The following is a 17,172-nucleotide window of genomic DNA, read 5'->3' as shown; positions in this document are numbered from 1 at the left end:
AGGCATCATCGGCCACCGATATGTCGGGATTCGCATTCGGTGATCGGCGTCCATGCGCGAAGGAGTGAGGCGTGCTGACTTGTCGGTGGCGCGTGCGACGATGTTGAGCGTGAACTCCGCGCCACCCGCCTCTTTGCTGCTCATCCACGGTGATGAGGAGCTTCTCGCCGCCCGTGCCATAGCCGCGGCGGTCGAGGCCGCCCGAGCCGCTGACCCCGGCGCCGACGTCCGTGAATATGAGGCGGGCGCGCTGACCGCCGGCGAGGTCGCCGAGATGCTGAGCCCGTCACTCTTCGGCGGGCGCCGGGTGCTTGTTATCAAAAGCGGACAAGACGCGCGCAAAGACCTGACAACGGCTCTTCTGGGGTACGCGAAGGATCCCGACCCGGACGTGACGTTGATCGTGGCCCACGTGGGTGGCGCCAAGGGCAAGGCCTTCGCTGACGGTCTGCGTGCGGCGGGCGCCGAGGTCGTCCCGGCGGCGAAACTGAAGGGCGACCGGGAGCGGATCGCGTTCGTCCGGGACGAGTTCCGGCGCAACGGCGCCCGGTGCGACGAGGCGGCCGCCTCCGCCCTGCTGGCCGCGGTCGGCAACGACCTGCGGGAGATCGCGGCCGCCTGTTCGCAGCTGCTCGCCGACACCGACGGCAAGATCACCGAGGCGGTGGTGGCGCGCTACTACAAGGGGCGGGCCGAGGTCAGCGGCTTCACTGTCGCCGACGCCGCCATGGTCGGTGACCTGCCCGGCGCGCTCGAAGCGCTGCGCTGGGCGCTGCACGTCGGCGTCGACCCGGTGCCGATCGCGGACGCCCTCGCCGACGGGGTGCGGACCGTGGCGCGGGTGGCTTCGGCCGGTCGCGGCAACCCGTACCAGTTGGCCAGCACGCTCGGCATGCCGGCCTGGAAGATCCAGCGGGCGCAGGAGCGCAGCCGCGGCTGGACGCCGGACGGGCTGATCGACGCGATGCGCGCGGCCGCCGAGTGCAACGCGGCGGTCAAAGGTGGCGCGGAAGATCGTGGTTACGCGCTTGAGCAGGCGGTCTTCGCGGTGGCGGCGGCCCGGCGGAACGGTGGTGCTCGGTGACCAGGACGGTTCGATCGCGGCGGGCCGAGGTCTACCACCTGCCGCTGTACGCGCGAATGCTCCAGCTTCGCCATCTCGCCCCGAGCAGCCTGCTCTGCTTCGTCTTCCTCGAGGGCGCCGTGGTCCTCGGCATCCTCCTCGCCCTGGCTGAGCTGGTCAGCTGGTGGGGCGTGCTGGTGCTGCCGCTCACCGTCGCGCTGATGGTCAAGTTCAACGACCTGATCGCCGGGACGCTCACCCAGCCACCGGTCGCCACCGAGACGACGACGGCGCGCGCCTCGGTGCTGCGCCCGGCGGCGATGGCGGAGACGCACGGCGCCGGTCAGATGGCCGGGTCCGCGCCGGAGGTCGAGCAGCGGATGACCGGGCCGGGCTTCGGATTCCCGCAGGCGGGCTCCTCGCAGGCTGGCGCGGTGTTCGGGTTCCCCGGCTCGGAGCAGACCGGCTTCGATCAGCCGGGTCTTGAGCAGCCGGGGTTTGAGCAGGCCGGTTTCGAGCGGGCTGGTTTCGAGCAGGCTGAGTTTCAGCAGGCGGGATTCGAGCAGTCGGGTTTTGATCGGGCCGGGTTCGAGTCATCTGTCTACGAGGAATTCGGTTCCGATCGGTCCGGGTTCCGTGGCGCCGGCGCGAGGCAGATGCCGGGTGGCTACGGTTTCGCCGGGCCGAACTCGGGCGACGCCTATGGCGAAGAGCACTACACCGCTGGTCAGAACGGCTTCGTCGGGGCGGGCAGCGGCTACGGCGCGGTGGACAACGGTCATAGCGCGGTGCACGACGGTCATGGCGCGGCGGACGACGGCTATGCTCCGGCGGCTATCGGGCACGGCGCGGTGGACGACGGCTACGGCCCGGTGCAGCCGGCGGTCATGCCGGCAGGGGCGAACTACACGCATGCCGGTGACGAGTCGAACCGGGCGGGTGCGCCGGCGTCGAGCGCTGCCCCGGTGCGGCGGCAGTGGGCGGAGCAGTTGGACGTGCGGCAGCAGATGGCCCGGCATTCGGCGGCCCGTCGCTACGAGTAGCAGTCGGGCCTGGATGAGTGGGCCCTCGTGACAAAGCAGGCGCTCACGCGCAAAAGCCCCGGGTAGCCGACACGGTGTGCCCGGGCTCATTGCCGCCGGAGGCCGGCGCCGGCGAAGGCCACGGTCGCGCGTCGGTGCCGGCGAAGGCCACGGCCGCCCGTCAGTGCCGGCGAAGGCCACGGTCGCCCGTCGACGCCGGCGAAGGCTACGGCCGCCCGTCGGTGCGCACCGTTGTCACCCTGCGTGCCGGCATCCGAGGTAAACGTCGCGCTTTACGGAAACGCGCGGACGCTCCAGGCCCCACAGAATCACTCGGACCCGGCGGCGCTCCACCGTCGCCGGGACCCACCGTGACACGCAGCGGTATCAGCGCACTGCCGGCCGGCCCGGCGGGTCGAGCTGGCGCACAGTGCTGCCGCGAGGGCGCTTCGACGAACACTGGGAGCCAGCCGACCGGGCGACATGCACGGCTTGCGGGCCGGTGGTGCGAGTGGCGGCGGGCCGGTGGTGCGAGTGGCGGCGGGCCGGGGGCGCGTGGGGGCGGGCCTGGCAACCCGAGCTGCTGGCGGGGCTTGCGACGTCAGCGGACTGCGGGGCCGGGTGGCGTGAGTGGCTGGGCGGTGGGTGACCATGCACCGGTCGCGAAAGGCGCCGGACGGCCTTGACCACCGCTGTAGCTCGCGGGGGAGTGCCACGGGAGCCTGCATTGCGCGTACAAGGAAATGCACGAAGCCGGCCACCCCGGGAAGGGTGACCGGCTTCGCGAAGCTTGCCCACCGGAGGGTGGGCGGTTCACCGGTCGCGTCCGTGCGGCCGGTGAATGATCCGGAACGAGCAGATCAGGCGGAAAGCGAGGCGATCTTCTTAGCGATGGCCGACTTGCGGTTGGCCGCCTGGTTCTTGTGGATGACGCCCTTGCTGACAGCCTTGTCGAGCTGACGCGAGGCGTCACGCAGCAGAGCGGTAGCCGTCTCGACGTTGCCCGCGTCGCCCGCCTCGTGCAGCTTGCGGATCACGGTCTTCAGCGACGACTTGACCGACTTGTTGCGCAGACGGGCCTTCTCGTTCTGCCGGTTGCGCTTGATCTGGGACTTGATGTTCGCCACGCGACAGCCTTGTCCTGACTAGATTCGGAAAACGGTCTCACGCGGTGGTCACTGAAGTCACCTGCCGGAGCAGGCGGCAACAGCGTGTCACCACACGCGAAAAACCAGATTACCAGCACGCCTGCGAGCCGCCAAAACGACTCCGGTCAACATGAGTGGAAGCGGGAGCTCACGGTGCCTCCCAGCCCTGCCGTTCGGCCAGCCAGGCCAGCGCCTGACCGCCGCTGAAGCGCTGGTGCTGGCGGCTGTGCGGGGAGGCGCTGCTGGGGCCGTCCGAGGCGCGCACCAGCCAGTATCCGGCCAGCGCGGCGAGCGCGCCGTCGACGCCGCCGGGTGGTGGGTTCCAGGCGCTGATGTACGCGTCGGCGTCCAGCCCGCTGGCATATGCGCTGATCAGGAGCGTGATCGCGTCGTACCAGGGTGCGCCGAGGCAGGGCCAGGTCCAGTCGCAGAGCCAGGCCGAGCCGGCGCTGTCGATGAGCACGTTGTCGATCCGCAGGTCGCCGTGGCAGACGCCGGAGCCGCCGGCCTTCGCGGGGAGTGCGCGTTCGAGAGCGGCCAGTTCGTGCAGCCGGGCCGGGGCGAGGGTGTCGAGCGCGGTGGAGGGCATCGGCTCGTGGCCGGATTCGATCAGTGACCACCATGACATCTCGTGCCGGAGGATCTCCGGCAGGGCGGGAAGACCGACATGCCGGATCTCGGCGGGCGGCTCGGCCAGCGCCCGGGCGGATGCGGACCAGGCGGACATTGCCGCGTCCAGGTCGGCCGGCTGCCAGGGGAGGGCGGGGATCCGGCCGTCGATCGGCTCCAGCGCGAGGACGAACCAGCCGGCCTCGGCGAGCGTCCAGAGCGGCCGGGCGGCCGGGACCTCGGCGGGCAGGGCCCGCGTGACGGCGGCCTCCCGGGCGTACCACTCGGAGGTCGGCTCGCGCAGCGGCGCGGCCTTCACGAACGCGCTGGTCCCGGCCTCGGTGGTGAGCATCGCCGCGAACGCCCGGGTGAATCCGCCGCCTGCGCTGCGCGCGGCGGTCACCGGCGAGCCGAGGCGCCGGCTGATCGCATCACGCACGCGGCCGGGCAGGTCTGCCCAATTCGGGCGTACGGACGTCGCGTCGTACGGGACGTCGGGCAGCGTGACCGGCCGGATCTCCATCTGTGGAATTGTCGTACCCGGCTGCGAGGATTCAGGCATGAGAACCGACGATTTCTGGGCGGTCATCGACCGCGCCACCGAGCAGCGCCCCGCCACCCCGGCCGAGGTCGCCGAGCGGGCCGTCGCCGACCTGGCCACCCGCGATCCGGAGGAGATCGTCGCCTGGGGCCGCCACCTCGACAAGGTCCTCGCCGCCTCCGGCACGGAGGACCTGTGGGCCGCGGCCTACCTGATCAACGGCGGGTGCACCGAGGAGGGCTTCGACAACTTCCGGGGCTGGCTGGTGGCGCACGGGCGCAAGGCCGTGGCCGCCTCGGTGCAGTCACCGGACGTGCTGGCCGGCATGCCGGCGGTGCGGGCGGCGGCGGAGACCGGCGCGGTCTTCGAGGCCGAGGAGGTGCTGACGATCGCCGCGCGGGCCTACGAGAAGGCGACCGGCGAGCCGCTGCCCGATGCGGGCGAGCGGGCGCGCACCCGTCCGGAGGTCGCCGACCTGTGGGATTTCGACAACGAGGAGGAGATGCAGCGGCGGCTGCCCCGGCTCTCCGAGCTGTTCCTGGAGCCGCCGGACTAAAGGGGCCGCCGGACTAAAGGGGCCGCCGGACTAAAGGGTGGGAAACGCTTCGATCGGGCTCGGGCCGGTTGGCGAGACTCTGCGGCATGAGTGCGCAACGAGGGACGGTCGCCGCTGTCAGCCGCAACGACGCCTACACGTTCACCAAGCCGAACCGGGACGAGATCGTCCTGGTCGCCGGCCTCGGGGTGGCGGGTGACATCCACGCCGGGGTCAACGTCCGGCACCGCAGCCGGGTCAGGGCCGACCCGGCGCAGCCGAACCTGCGGCAGGTCCACCTGATCCAGGGTGAGCTGTTCGAGGAGGTGGCGGGGAAGGGCTACGAGGTGCCCGCCGGCGGTCTCGGTGAGAACGTGACGACGAGCGGGCTCGACCTGCTCGGGCTGCCGCGCGGGACGATCCTGCGATTCGGCGCGCCCGGTGACGCGGGCGGGAGCGCGCCCGGCGCCGCGGCCGGGAACGCGCGCGGTGAGGCGGCCGGGAACGCGCGCGGCGCCGTGGCCGGGAACGCGCGCGGTGAGGCGATCGGGAGCGCGGCCGGTGGGGCGTCCGAGGGCGCGCCCGGCGGGGCAGCTCATCCGGTGGGGCCGGTGCTCGCGGCGGCCGCGGCGGCGACGCTCGACGAGGCGACCGCGCGGGCCGCGGAGGCGGTGGCGGCCGCGGTGAAACGGGACGAGACGGCCACCGACGACCGGCCGGCGATCGTTCTGGCCGGGCTGCGCAACCCGTGCCAGCAGATCAACGGGTTCCGGTCCGGGCTGCTCAAGGAGGTGCTCGGGCAGGACGAGCAGGGCAACGTGGTGCGCAAGGCCGGGGTGATGGCGGTGGTGCTGCGGGGCGGGCCGGTCCGGCCGGGCGACCCGGTCGCGGTCGAGCTGCCGCCGGGGCCGCACGGAGCCCTGGAACGGGTGTGATCGGAGCGGCCCGCACGGACGTGGGACGATAGGGAGCGCCGGCTGTATCGCCGGCGCCACCCCGGACCGCGCGAGTCAGCGCGAGCCGGGGGATCGCCCAGACCGCGACACCAAGCTCGAGAAGAACGGAAGACCGTGCCTGGACCGCTCGACCCCGGCGTGAACGTGATCGGATCGACCGATCCCGGCCGCATTCGCAACTTCTGCATCATCGCCCACATCGACCACGGCAAGTCGACGCTGGCTGACCGGATGCTGCAGATCACCGGGGTGGTCGACCCGCGCCAGATGCGCGCTCAGTACCTCGACCGGATGGACATCGAGCGCGAGCGCGGCATCACCATCAAGTCGCAGGCCGTGCGCATGCCCTGGACCGTCCGGGAGGGCGACAAGCAGGGCGAGACCGCCGTCCTCAACATGATCGACACCCCGGGGCACGTCGACTTCACCTACGAGGTGTCCCGCAGCCTGGCCGCCTGTGAGGGCGCGGTGCTGCTGGTCGACGCCGCGCAGGGCATCGAGGCGCAGACCCTCGCCAACCTGTACCTGGCGATGGAGAACGACCTCCACATCATCCCGGTGCTCAACAAGATCGACCTGCCGGCGGCGCAGCCGGAGAAGTACGCCGAGGAGCTCGCCAAGCTGATCGGCTGCGAGCCCACCGACGTGCTGCGGGTCTCCGGCAAGACCGGTGTCGGCGTGGGCCACCTGCTCGACGAGATCGTCCGGCAGTTCCAGGCCCCGGTCGGCGACGCCGACGCCCCGGCTCGCGCGATGATCTTCGACTCGGTGTACGACGTGTACCGCGGCGTCGTGACGTACGTCCGGGTCATCGACGGCCGGATCGAGGCCCGTGACCGGATCAAGATGATGTCCACCGGCGCCGTGCACGAGCTGCTGGAGATCGGTGTCGTCTCGCCGGAGATGGAGAAGGCGGGCGCGCTCGGGGTCGGCGAGGTCGGCTACCTGATCACCGGTGTGAAGGACGTCCGTCAGTCCCGGGTCGGTGACACGGTGACCGGCAACAGCCGGCCGGCCAAGGAGGCTCTCGGCGGCTACAAGGACCCGAAGCCGATGGTCTACTCGGGCCTCTACCCGATCGACGGCTCGGACTACCCGGCGCTGCGTGACGCGCTGGACAAGCTGAAGCTCAACGACGCGGCTCTCACCTACGAGCCGGAGACCTCGGCGGCGCTCGGCTTCGGCTTCCGCGTCGGTTACCTGGGCCTGCTGCACCTGGAGATCATCGGGGAGCGGCTGGAGCGCGAGTTCGGCCTCGACCTGATCTCGACCGCGCCGAACGTGGTCTACCAGGTGATGACCGAGGACGGGAACGTCATGACCGTGACGAACCCGAGCGAGTTCCCGGCCGGCAAGATCGCCGAGATCCACGAGCCGGTGGTGCGTGCCACGGTCCTGGTGCCGAACGAGTACGTCGGCGCCGTCATGGAGCTGTGCCAGAGCCGCCGCGGAAACCTGCTCGGCATGGAGTACCTGTCCACCGAACGGGTGGAACTGCGGTACACCCTGCCCCTCGCTGAGATCATCTTCGACTTCTTCGACCAGTTGAAGAGCAAGACCAAGGGGTACGCGTCACTGGACTACGAGCCCTCCGGCGAGCAGGCGGCCGATCTGGTCAAGGTGGACATCCTGCTGCACGGCGAGCCGGTGGACGCGTTCAGCGCGATCGTGCACAAGGACAAGGCGTACACGTACGGCACGTCGATCGCCGCCAAGCTGCAGAAACTGATTCCGAGGCAGCAGTTCGAGGTGCCGATCCAGGCCGCCATCGGCAGCCGGATCATCGCCCGCGAGACGATCCGCGCGATCCGCAAGGACGTGCTGGCGAAGTGCTACGGCGGTGACATCAGCCGTAAGCGCAAGCTGCTCGAGAAGCAGAAGGAAGGCAAGAAGCGGATGAAGATGGTCGGCCGGGTGGAGGTCCCGCAGGAGGCCTTCATCGCCGCCCTGTCCACGTCGGAGTCCGGTGACACCAAGGGGACAACCAAAAAATAGGGCGGTTTGATTTCTCGGGGGGTCGGGAACTCTGGGGCTCGACGGACGCAACACAGAGTTTTACCCCCCAGGAGGATTCCCATGGAGTTCACGCTCACCGGCATCATCGTTGCTCTCATCGTCGGCCTGATCATCGGTGCTCTCGGCCGTCTCGTGGTTCCCGGCAAGCAGAACATTCCGCTGTGGCTGACGATGGTCGTCGGTGTGGTCGCCGCCCTGCTCGGCACGGTTATCGCGCGGGCCACGGGTGTCGCTGACACGGCGGGCTTCGACTGGATCGAGTTCTTCTTCCAGGTGGTTCTGGCCGCCATCGGTGTCGCGCTGGTCGCCGGTGTCGGTGGCCGTCGCCGCCTGACCCGATAATCATCGGGGAAGCACCACAGAAACACATCAGGCTTGAATGCCGGACCCAACCCCCGGGGTCCGGCATTCGGCCGTTCCAGTGGCTTTCAATATCGGAATTTGTGCTGGGCGCTGCGCCGATTGACCCAGGCCGGAAGATCGCCGATGTGATCGGGATGCGGCATCTGTTCGAACGGGTCGTGCCGGTCGGTGATGTCCCGCATGGTCACGACGAGCCCCTGGACGAGCCGATCATCCCGCAGATCCCGGTAGGTCATCTCGACGAACGCCTGGCTCTCGTCCGACCGGCGCAGCGCGCAGAACACGCTGCCGTCGCCCTGGGCGCGCAGCTTCACCCGTACCATCTCGCGGTCGTCCGGATGGACCAGCTCGTCGAGCGCGGTGAGCGGCGGGAGCTCGTCACCGCCGAGCAGGTCGCGCAGCGCCGGGCTGGCATAGCGGATCCGGTGGTCGGAGTCGACGACCGCCATGATCTCGGCGGTGTTCCGGATGACGGCGCGCAGGTAGAGGTCGCTGTCACGGCGGCCGATCGCCGCGACCAGGGTGATCCGGTCCAGGGCGAGGGCGGCCTCCCCGGCGAGCACTTCGAGCGTGTCCCGGCAGGCGGTGAGGGCTTCCTTGCGTCCGGTCAGGATGAGCGCGCCGCCGCTGGGCCGGGCCACCGCGAGGGGTTCCAGTCGCAACGGGCAGACCAGCACGCACTCGTCCGGCTCGGCGCCCGCCGCGAACCAGCTGCGTGAGCCGGCGCCGGTGGGCGCGCGTGGCACGGATTCGGCGGCGAGCCGGCCGTCGTCGGTGGCGAGCACGACCCGGCTCACCGAGCCGGGCGGCAGCAGCCGGGTGATCGCGGCACGCACGGCGGTGTCCACGGCCGGTGGGTCGGCGGCCGCGACCAGCGCGGTGTTCGCGGTACGCAGTCCGCGTTCCCGGCTCAGCGCGGCGCTGTGCTGCCGGATCGCGTCGGCCAGCCGGGTGATCGTGAGCAACAGCGTGAGCGCGCCGGTCACGGCGATCACCACCCCGTCGCGGACCTCACCGGTGAGCGCCTCGATGAGCAGAACCGCCGGGGGAGTGGCGGCCGAGGCGGCGAGCAGCACGGTCCACTGCACCCGCCACGTGATGGGCTCGGGCGGGCGTGGCTCGGTGAGCCGGACCATCGTGGGGTGCAGCGCGGACAGGCCCCAGCAGAGGTAGAGCACCACGTAGGCCGACTCGGCCACCGGGGAGCCGCCGGTGAGCGGGTAGAAGATGTCCCCGGCGAGCAGGCCGACCGCGCCGCTGAGCAGCAAAATCGCGGCGACGTTGCGGCGGTCGGCGAGGACCAGCCGGACCGCGACGCCGATCAGCAGCAGACAGCCGATGACGTCGGCGGCGCTGACCGCGCCGAACTGCCCGGCCGAGCCGATCACGAAGACCCAGACCACGAGCAGCGTCGAGCAGGAGAACGCGAGCAGGTCGATCAGGCGGGCCCGGTCGGCGAGCAGCGAGCCGTCCCGGGTGAACTGCATCAGACAGACCACGACCAGGGCGAACATGGCGAGGTAGCAGGCGTCGGCCAGGTCCATCCGGCGATAGGCGTACAGCACGTCGCCGGCACTGAGCGCCGCGCAGGCCCCGGCGAGCAGGAACCAGGGCGCCCGCCGGGCCGGACGGTGCCGGTGCACCCCGTAGAGAATCGCGGCGACGCTGCCTGCTCCCAGCAGGATCCACTCGATCGCCCTCAACACGCTCTACTTAGTACCAGGGTGGTTGCGGACTGTCCATGTCGATGTATACGCAGCGCAAACCGGCACTCGCGCTCGAAATATTACGCCTGGTCACCGAAAGTTTTGGGGTCGCGTCACCGGAACACCTCGGCGACGACTTGTCCCGTGCTTCCGGTGCTGGTGTCCGTCACCGGCTGCCACTTTCCCTCCGGGGCGTGCCACTCGAGGTCGGCGAAACGTACCCGTTCGAGGCCGCTCACCGCGGCGTGCGAGACCAGCCAGTGCGCGAACCGCCAGCCGGTGTCCGCGCTGGAGACGTCAACGATCACTCCGGCGGTGTCGGTGGCGGCGGACTTCGTCGGCAGTTTCTTGCCCCAGTCCAGCTTGAGGCTGGCGAGCAGGGCGGTGGCCGCCTCCGGGCCGCGGACCGCAGGCGTCCCGGTGTACCGGCACTCGACCGCGCCGGTGGCCCGGCCGGTCAGCGCGGCGGCGAGCACCCGTGACTCGTCGGCCCACTTCTGGTACGCCTCCGGGTACGCCGAGCGCTGCACCTTCTGGGCGGCGTCGGTGACCCGCATCTCCTCCCAGCCCTTCACCTTCTTCAGGGCGGAGTAGAACTTGCCGGCCGCGTACCTCGGGTCCTTGATCTCCTCGAACGTGCCCCAGCCCTGGCTGGGCCGCTGCTGGAAGAGGCCGACCGAGTCCCGGTCGCCGTCGTCCAGGTTCTCCAGTTTCGACTCCTGGAACGCCGTCGCCAGCGCCACGATCACGGCCTGCTCCGGCATCCCGCGCCGGACGCCGACCGCGGTGATCGTCGCGGCGTTCGCCATCTGGACCGAGTCGAGGGTGACCTCGCCGTCGGCGCGAACCGTGCACTCGGGGCCCAGCTGCGGCAGCTTGATGCTGGTCACGACGGTGCGTAGCACCACGAACACGCCCAGGGCGCCGAGGAGGGCCAGCAGGACCACCCCGCCCACGATCGGCTTCTTGCGCACCCACACCTCCCGCTGTCGTCGGCCGCCAAGCGTAAACAACGAATGCCCGGACCCCGCGTGACTAGATCCAGTAGGGATCTCGCTTTTCCCGTGCCGCGGCGACGCCCTCGCGCCCCTCCTCGGACTTGAAGTATCCGGCGGAGCGGTGCGCCAGATCTGCCAGTTCGGCCCGGATCGACTCGTTTCGCGTACGCCTGAGCAGTTGTTTCGTCCCGGCCAGCGCCAGTGGGCCGCCGCGCAGAAGCGAGGCGCAGTAACCGGCCACGGCGTCGTCCAGGCGCTCGGCCGGAACCGCGGCGGTGACCAGGCCGATCTCCGCGGCTCGCGTCCCGTCGAAGACGTCACCGGTCAGATAGAGCTCGGCCGCGGCACGAGGCGCCAGCCGGGGCAGCACGGTGGAGCTGATCACGGCCGGGATCACACCGAGGCGCACCTCGGTGAAGGCGAACGTGGCATCGGTCGAGCAGACCGCGATGTCGGCCGCGCCGATCAGGCCGAGACCGCCGGCGCGGGCCGGACCGGCGATCCGCGCCACCACCGGCTTCGGGAACTCCCAGAGCACGGCGAGCACGTCGGCGAGCAGCTCGGCGGGGAGTTTGTCGCCGGGTTTCGCCTCGGCGGTCTCCTTCAGGTCGACGCCCGAGCAGAAGACCGGGCCGGTGTGTGAGAGAACGATCACCCGGCACGCCGGATCGGCGGCGGCCGTGGCCAGGTCGTCGAGCATTCCGCGCAGCACAGCGGTGGAGAGCGCGTTGCGGCTGGCAGGGTTGTCCAGAGTCAGGGTGCGGACCGGATCCATGCCCGAACCATAACTACGCTTGAGCGATGGCAGGCGCACTCCCCGATGGCGAACCCGTACCCACCGACGGCTCACTTCCCGCTGAAGCGACAGGACGGGTGGGCGAGAACGGGTTCGCCGTCTACGTTCACGTCCCCTTCTGTGCCAGCCGCTGCGGGTACTGCGACTTCAACACGTACACGGCGAGTGAGCTGGGTGGTGGGGCGAGCCGCGACGAGTACGCCGAGACCGTTCTGAGTGAGTTGTCCCTCGCCGCGAAGGTCGTCCAGCCGAAGATGGTCGACACCGTCTTCGTCGGGGGTGGCACACCCACGTTGCTGCCCGCTGACGATCTCGCCCGGATCCTGGAGGGCATCGACCGGACGTGGGGCCTGGCGTCCGACGCCGAGGTGACGACCGAGGCCAATCCGGAATCTGTTGATCTTTCCTACCTGAAGACCCTGCGCAGCGCCGGCTTCACCCGGATCTCGCTGGGCATGCAGTCGTCCGCCGAGAACGTGCTGCGCGTCCTCGACCGCAGGCACACGGCCGGCCGGGCGCCGCAGGCCGCGCTGGAGGCCCGGGAGGCGGGTTTCGAGCACGTCAACCTGGACCTGATCTACGGAACTCCGGGCGAGACCCCGGACGACTTCGAGAAATCGCTGAAGACAGTCATCGAGGCCGGTGTCGACCACGTCAGCGCCTACGCCCTGATCGTCGAGGACGGCACCCGGATGGCCACCCGGATGCGCCGTGGCGAGCTGCCGTTCCCGGAGGACGACGTGGCGGCCGATCGCTACCTGGCGGCCGAGGCGGCGCTCACCGCGGCCGGCTTCGAGTGGTACGAGGTCTCGAACTGGGCGAAGAAGGGCGGCGAGTGCCGGCACAACCTGCTGTATTGGACCGGCGCCGACTGGTGGGGCCTGGGGCCGGGCGCGCACAGCCACGTCGGCGGGGTTCGGTGGTGGAACGTCAAGCACCCGTCCGCGTACGCCAAAAGGCTCGCCGGCGGCGAATCGCCGGGCCTGGCCCGGGAGATCCTCACCGCGGAGGACCGGCACATGGAGGACGTGATGCTCCGGGTCCGGCTGCGTGACGGCATCCCGCTCGACCGGGTGGACGCGGCCGCGGCGGCGCGCGCCCTTGCCGGCGGATTGCTCGACAAGGACGCACACGACCGGGGGCATCTGGTGCTGACCCTGAAGGGCCGGCTCCTGGCCGACGCGGTGATCCGCGACGTTATTTGATGATCGAGACGTTCATCGGGTAACGGAACGGCTGCCCGCTCGTCGCCTTGATGCCGGCGATCAGCGGAACGATCCAGGCGATCAGCCAGGTGACCACGATGACGAGCCAGCCGACCAGGAGGCAGGTCAGGACCCAGCCGACGATCGTGAGCACGGACCAGAGGATCTGGAAGTTCAGCGCCTGCACGGCTTCGGCGCGCACGGCCGGCGAGCGGGAGCCCTGGGAGAGCAGGCTGACCAGCGGCATGATCCAGCCGAGCACACCGCTGCTGAGGAACGCGACGAGGGCGCTGATGAAGTGGGTCAGCACGATCCAGGTGCGGTCTTCGCTGGACGGGCCCTGCTGGTAGCCGCCGTATCCGTACCCATGCCCCTGGTATCCGGGGTCCTGCGGCGGCGGATATCCGGGCGGCGGGCCGTATCCGGGCGGAGGCGGAGGCTGATATCCGGGCGGGGGCTGATACCCGGGCGGAGGAACCTGGCCATAGGGGTCATTTCCCTCAGGCGGGCGAGGAGGTTCGGTCATATGTCCACGCTAAGGCTGACGATCGACCCGGTCGTGCCCGCCCCGCCGCTCAAGATCTGAGAACCCTACGTACTTTCGATCATCGCGTTGCCGCCGCGGGCGACGTAGACTGGCACTCTGTCTTCGGGAGTGCCAACAGGGGGAGGGGTCATATGAGTCTCGATGACCGCAAGCTCGAGGTGCTCCGGGCAATCGTCCAGGACTACGTCGAGACCCGCGAGCCGGTCGGCAGCAAGGCTCTCGTCGAGCGGCACCAACTGGGCGTCTCCCCGGCCACCGTTCGCAACGACATGGCGGTCCTCGAGGAGGAGGGCTACATCCGGCAGCCGCACACCAGTGCCGGCCGGGTGCCCACCGACGCGGGTTACCGTCTCTTCGTCGACCGGCTCACCAGGATCAAGCCGCTGAGCCCGGCCGAGCGCCGCGCCATCGAGCGTTTCATGGTCGGCGTCGTCGACCTGGACGACGTGGTGCACCGCACGGTCCGGCTACTGGCGCAGCTGACCCGGCAGGTCGCGGTCGTGCAGTACCCGAGTCTCTCCCGCTCCGCGGTCCGTCACCTCGAGCTGGTGCCGATCTCCACGACCCGGCTCACGCTCGTGATGATCACCGACACCGGGCGGGTCGAGCAGCGGCTCGTCGAGATGCCCGGTCCCGTCCCGCCGGACGACGTCTGGGAGATGCGCCGCCGGGTGAACGAGAAGCTGGCCGGTCAGAAACTCGCCGACACCCCGCTCCTGGTGCAGAAACTCGTCGACGAGACGGCTCCGGATCGTCGTCCGACGATGGCCTGTCTCGCCTCGGTGTTGCTCGAGACGCTCGTCGAGCGGAGTGAGGAGCGCCTCGCCCTTGCCGGTACTGCCAATTTGACCCGCGGTGGTGTGCTGGACTTCCAGGGCACGTTGCGCCCCGTCCTCGAAGCCCTCGAGGAAGAGGTCATCTTGCTGAAGCTGATCGGAGACCTGGAGCCGAGCACCACCCGGGTCCGGATCGGCGACGAGAACGAGATCGACAATCTGCGGTCCGCATCCGTGGTGAGCAGCGGTTACGGACCGGGTGCGACGATCGTTGGTGGGCTCGGTGTTCTCGGGCCCACTCGCATGGATTACCCGGGCACCATCGCTACTGTTCGTGCAGTGGCACGGTACGTTGGCGACCTGTTGGCACAGAATTGACGGATTCGCGCAGACATTGAGGACTCCAAACCCCGTGGCCAAGGACTACTACGGAATTCTCGGCGTCAGCCGGGAAGCCACCGACGACGAGATCAAGCGCGCCTACCGCAAACTGGCTCGGCAGTACCACCCCGACGTCAACCCGGATCCCGAGGCGCACGAGAAGTTCAAAGAGATCAACGCGGCCTACGAGGTTCTCTCGGACGAGCAGAAGCGTCAGATCGTCGACCTCGGCGGCGACCCGCTCGCGCCCGGTGGGGGCGGCGCCCCCGGCCCCGGTGGCGCCGGACCGTTCGTCGGTTTCCAGGACATCATGGACGCGTTCTTCGGCACGGCGGCCGGCGGTGGCGGCCGAGGCCCGCGCCCGCGGACCCGCCCCGGCGCCGACGCGATCCTGCGCCTGGAGCTCGACCTGGTGGAGACCGCGTTCGGCGTCGAGGCGCCGATCACCGTCGACACCGCGGTCCTCTGCACCCAGTGCTCCGGCGCCGGCACCGCCCCCGGCACGCACCTCGCCACCTGTGAGGTCTGCTCCGGTCGCGGCGAGGTCCAGTCGGTGCAGCGCACCTTCCTGGGCCAGGTGGTCTCGTCCCGCCCCTGCACCAACTGCCAGGGTCACGGCACGGTCATCCCGACCCCCTGCCCGACCTGTGCCGGTGACGGCCGGATAAGGACTCGCCGCTCCCTCACCGTGAAGATCCCGGCGGGCGTCGAGGACGGCATGCGCATCCGGCTGGCCCAGCAGGGCGAGGTCGGCCCCGGCGGCGGCACCGCCGGCGATCTCTACGTCGAGATCCACGAGCGTCCGCACGACGTCTACTCGCGCAAGGGCGACGACCTGCACTGCCGCGTCACGCTCCCGATGACCGCGGCGGCCCTCGGCACCAGGATGACCATCAAGACCCTGGACGGCGAGGAGAACATCGAGGTCAAGGCCGGTACCCAGCCCGCCAGCACGCTCCGCATCCGCGGCAAGGGCGTGCCGCACCTGCGCGGCCAGGGCCGAGGCGACCTCTTCGTCCACCTCGACGTCAAGACGCCGACCAAGCTCACCGTCGACCAGGAGCGCATGCTCCGCGACTTCGCGAAAACCCGCGGCGAGGACGTTGCCGAGCTCTCCAAGCAGGGCGGCTTCTTCTCCCGGATGCGCGACGCTTTCAACGGACATTAAAGACGTTTTTCGCAGCGGGGCGGGGGTCAAGACCGTCGCTCCCGCCGAGGACCCGGCGCGGGTTCGCTGACGCTCCCCGCGCCGGGCGGCCTGCGTGAGTGGTTGCGCCCCTCTTCTCTCAGTCCCGGGCAACCGGGCTGACCAGGAGCAGACGAGGGGCGGGTAGCGTCTCGGGCGTGTCTGCGCCGCTGTTTCTGGTCGAGAGCCTGCCCACCGGTTCGACGTTCACGCTGGACGGGCCGGAGGGCCACCATGCCGCCACCGTGCAGCGGCTCCGGGCAGGCGAGTCCCTGATCCTCGCCGACGGCCGGGGCGGCTCCGCGAGAGCCGAGGTCACCGCGGTCGGCAAGGGAAGCGTCGACGTCGCGATCACCGAACGGCGGGCGGATCCGGCGGCGGACCCGCGGCTGGTCGTCGTGCAGGGCATCGCCAAGGGCGACCGCGGCGAGCTGGCCGTCCAGGCGATGACCGAGACCGGCGTGGACGAGATCGTCCCGTGGGCGGCGTCCCGCTCGGTCGCCCAGTGGCGCGGCGACCGAGGTTTCAAGGCCCGCGACAAGTGGGCCGCCACCGCCCGTGAAGCCGCCAAGCAGGCGCGCCGCTCCTGGCTGCCCGTGGTGGCCGGCGACCCGGACTGCTCGACGAAACAGGTGGCGTCCCGCCTGTCCGAATCGGCAGCCGCGCTGGTGCTGCACGAGGAGGCGACCGAGCGGCTGACCCAGGTCGCCTTGCCGGCCGAGGGCGAGATAGTGCTGGTGGTGGGCCCCGAGGGCGGCATCAGCGACGCCGAGCTGGAGACTTTCCGCGACTCAGGCGCCACCCCGGTCCGCTTGGGCGACGCGGTGCTCCGCACCTCAACGGCGGGGGTGGCGGCGCTGGCAGTCCTGGCCACCCGCCTCCACCGCTGGTAACCCGCCCACCGCGCGCCCGCTGCCCGCCGCCGCCGTCGCGCTCACCCCGCCGCAGATCTTGGCAACTCAGGGTCATCCGCCCCGGGCTTGGTGTCAGTTGCCAAGATTGCGGCCGAGGAAAGGTGAGGGCACACACAACGCCATCGTGTACTCCCACATGTGCCAGGACCGAGACGCGGGCACACGCACGCCTTCGGTGTGCTTTCATCCACGTGCCGGAGCCGCCCCGTGTGCTCCTGACCCCAATCCTCGCGCGGACGGCCCACCAGCCAGCCGGATAACCTGCCTCAGCGACGGCTCAGGTCCGCGAGCCGTCGCTCAGCCATGGAATCAAGCCTGATGACATGCGCCAGCTACGGCTCGCGCTGCCCGGCCGTAGCTCGCGCATGAAAAAAGCGCGGATTCCATGCCCCAGCTACGGCTCGGGCGCG

The 17,172-nt window shown here is 70.3% G+C and carries 16 protein-coding genes; 10 read left to right on the top strand and 6 right to left on the bottom strand.

From position 1 onward, the window contains the following. Nucleotides 1-100: 100 nt before the first annotated feature. Nucleotides 101-1,084 (top strand): DNA polymerase III subunit delta, encoded by a 984-nt coding sequence (gene holA / locus AB0F72_RS35585; protein ID WP_360441259.1) that lies wholly within the window; start codon nucleotides 101-103, stop codon nucleotides 1,082-1,084. Beyond that, nucleotides 1,081-2,106: a hypothetical protein gene (locus tag AB0F72_RS35580; protein ID WP_360441268.1), complete on the top strand. Its 1,026-nt coding sequence runs from the start codon at nucleotides 1,081-1,083 to the stop codon at nucleotides 2,104-2,106. The genes holA and AB0F72_RS35580 overlap by 4 nt, the downstream gene beginning before the upstream one ends. 839 nt (nucleotides 2,107-2,945) lie before the next feature. Here the strand turns inward: AB0F72_RS35580 and rpsT are convergent. Both rpsT and AB0F72_RS35570 read right to left on the bottom strand, forming a co-directional pair. Further along, complete coding sequence (gene rpsT, locus AB0F72_RS35575) at nucleotides 2,946-3,212, bottom strand: 30S ribosomal protein S20 (protein ID WP_014441280.1); 267 nt, start codon at nucleotides 3,210-3,212, stop codon at nucleotides 2,946-2,948. Between the two features lie 169 nt (nucleotides 3,213-3,381). Continuing rightward, nucleotides 3,382-4,365 (bottom strand): phosphotransferase, encoded by a 984-nt coding sequence (locus AB0F72_RS35570; protein WP_360441169.1) that lies wholly within the window; start codon nucleotides 4,363-4,365, stop codon nucleotides 3,382-3,384. A gap of 37 nt (nucleotides 4,366-4,402) precedes the next feature. Here AB0F72_RS35570 and AB0F72_RS35565 point away from each other — a divergent pair, with 37 nt between their 5' ends. The 4 genes from AB0F72_RS35565 to AB0F72_RS35550 all read left to right on the top strand — a co-directional run bounded on the left by AB0F72_RS35565 (nucleotide 4,403) and on the right by AB0F72_RS35550 (nucleotide 8,232). After that, nucleotides 4,403-4,939, top strand: coding sequence for a DUF4240 domain-containing protein (locus AB0F72_RS35565; RefSeq protein WP_360441166.1), 537 nt, complete (start codon nucleotides 4,403-4,405; stop codon nucleotides 4,937-4,939). 86 nt (nucleotides 4,940-5,025) lie between these two features. After that, nucleotides 5,026-5,853, top strand: coding sequence for a transcription elongation factor (locus tag AB0F72_RS35560; RefSeq protein WP_360441163.1), 828 nt, complete (start codon nucleotides 5,026-5,028; stop codon nucleotides 5,851-5,853). A gap of 135 nt (nucleotides 5,854-5,988) precedes the next feature. Then, nucleotides 5,989-7,869, top strand: coding sequence for a translation elongation factor 4 (gene lepA, locus AB0F72_RS35555; RefSeq protein WP_360441160.1), 1,881 nt, complete (start codon nucleotides 5,989-5,991; stop codon nucleotides 7,867-7,869). Nucleotides 7,870-7,950: 81 nt separating this feature from the next. Continuing rightward, nucleotides 7,951-8,232, top strand: a complete 282-nt coding sequence (locus tag AB0F72_RS35550; protein WP_360441157.1) for a GlsB/YeaQ/YmgE family stress response membrane protein — start codon at nucleotides 7,951-7,953, stop codon at nucleotides 8,230-8,232. An 86-nt stretch (nucleotides 8,233-8,318) separates the two neighbouring features. Here AB0F72_RS35550 and AB0F72_RS35545 read toward each other — a convergent pair whose 3' ends face one another. From AB0F72_RS35545 to AB0F72_RS35535, 3 genes are all read right to left on the bottom strand, one after another. Then, nucleotides 8,319-9,959 carry a PAS domain S-box protein gene (locus AB0F72_RS35545; protein WP_360441154.1) on the bottom strand — a complete coding sequence of 547 codons (1,641 nt, stop codon included), beginning with the start codon at nucleotides 9,957-9,959 and terminating at the stop codon, nucleotides 8,319-8,321. Nucleotides 9,960-10,072: 113 nt separating this feature from the next. After that, complete coding sequence (locus AB0F72_RS35540; RefSeq protein WP_360441151.1) at nucleotides 10,073-10,939, bottom strand: hypothetical protein; 867 nt, start codon at nucleotides 10,937-10,939, stop codon at nucleotides 10,073-10,075. Nucleotides 10,940-10,994: 55 nt separating this feature from the next. After that, a complete protein-coding gene (locus tag AB0F72_RS35535; RefSeq protein ID WP_360441148.1) occupies nucleotides 10,995-11,732 on the bottom strand; it encodes an enoyl-CoA hydratase-related protein in 738 nt (245 codons plus the stop codon). 26 nt (nucleotides 11,733-11,758) lie between these two features. Here AB0F72_RS35535 and hemW point away from each other — a divergent pair, with 26 nt between their 5' ends. Next, entirely contained in the window at nucleotides 11,759-12,958 is a 1,200-nt protein-coding gene (gene hemW / locus AB0F72_RS35530; protein WP_360441145.1) for a radical SAM family heme chaperone HemW, read from the top strand. Here the strand turns inward: hemW and AB0F72_RS35525 are convergent. Continuing rightward, on the bottom strand, nucleotides 12,951-13,484 hold the full coding sequence (locus tag AB0F72_RS35525; protein WP_360441142.1) for a DUF4870 domain-containing protein: 534 nt from the start codon (nucleotides 13,482-13,484) through the stop codon (nucleotides 12,951-12,953). The two genes, hemW and AB0F72_RS35525, sit on opposite strands and share 8 nt — an antisense overlap. Nucleotides 13,485-13,636: 152 nt before the next feature. Here AB0F72_RS35525 and hrcA point away from each other — a divergent pair, with 152 nt between their 5' ends. The 3 genes from hrcA (at nucleotide 13,637) to AB0F72_RS35510 (ending at nucleotide 16,741) form a co-directional block, all read left to right on the top strand. Beyond that, on the top strand, nucleotides 13,637-14,659 hold the full coding sequence (hrcA, locus tag AB0F72_RS35520; RefSeq protein WP_360441139.1) for a heat-inducible transcriptional repressor HrcA: 1,023 nt from the start codon (nucleotides 13,637-13,639) through the stop codon (nucleotides 14,657-14,659). Nucleotides 14,660-14,693: 34 nt separating this feature from the next. Beyond that, a complete protein-coding gene (gene dnaJ, locus AB0F72_RS35515) occupies nucleotides 14,694-15,830 on the top strand; it encodes a molecular chaperone DnaJ (RefSeq protein ID WP_360441136.1) in 1,137 nt (378 codons plus the stop codon). 176 nt (nucleotides 15,831-16,006) lie between these two features. Beyond that, nucleotides 16,007-16,741: a 16S rRNA (uracil(1498)-N(3))-methyltransferase gene (locus AB0F72_RS35510; RefSeq protein ID WP_360441133.1), complete on the top strand. Its 735-nt coding sequence runs from the start codon at nucleotides 16,007-16,009 to the stop codon at nucleotides 16,739-16,741. Nucleotides 16,742-17,172: the final 431 nt, after the last annotated feature.

This window comes from Actinoplanes sp. NPDC023936 (assembly GCF_040639325.1).
Taxonomy (GTDB): Bacteria; Actinomycetota; Actinomycetes; order Mycobacteriales; family Micromonosporaceae; genus Actinoplanes.
The sequence above is the reverse complement of the archived record's forward strand: the minus strand, read 5'-3'. Positions and strand labels throughout refer to the sequence as shown.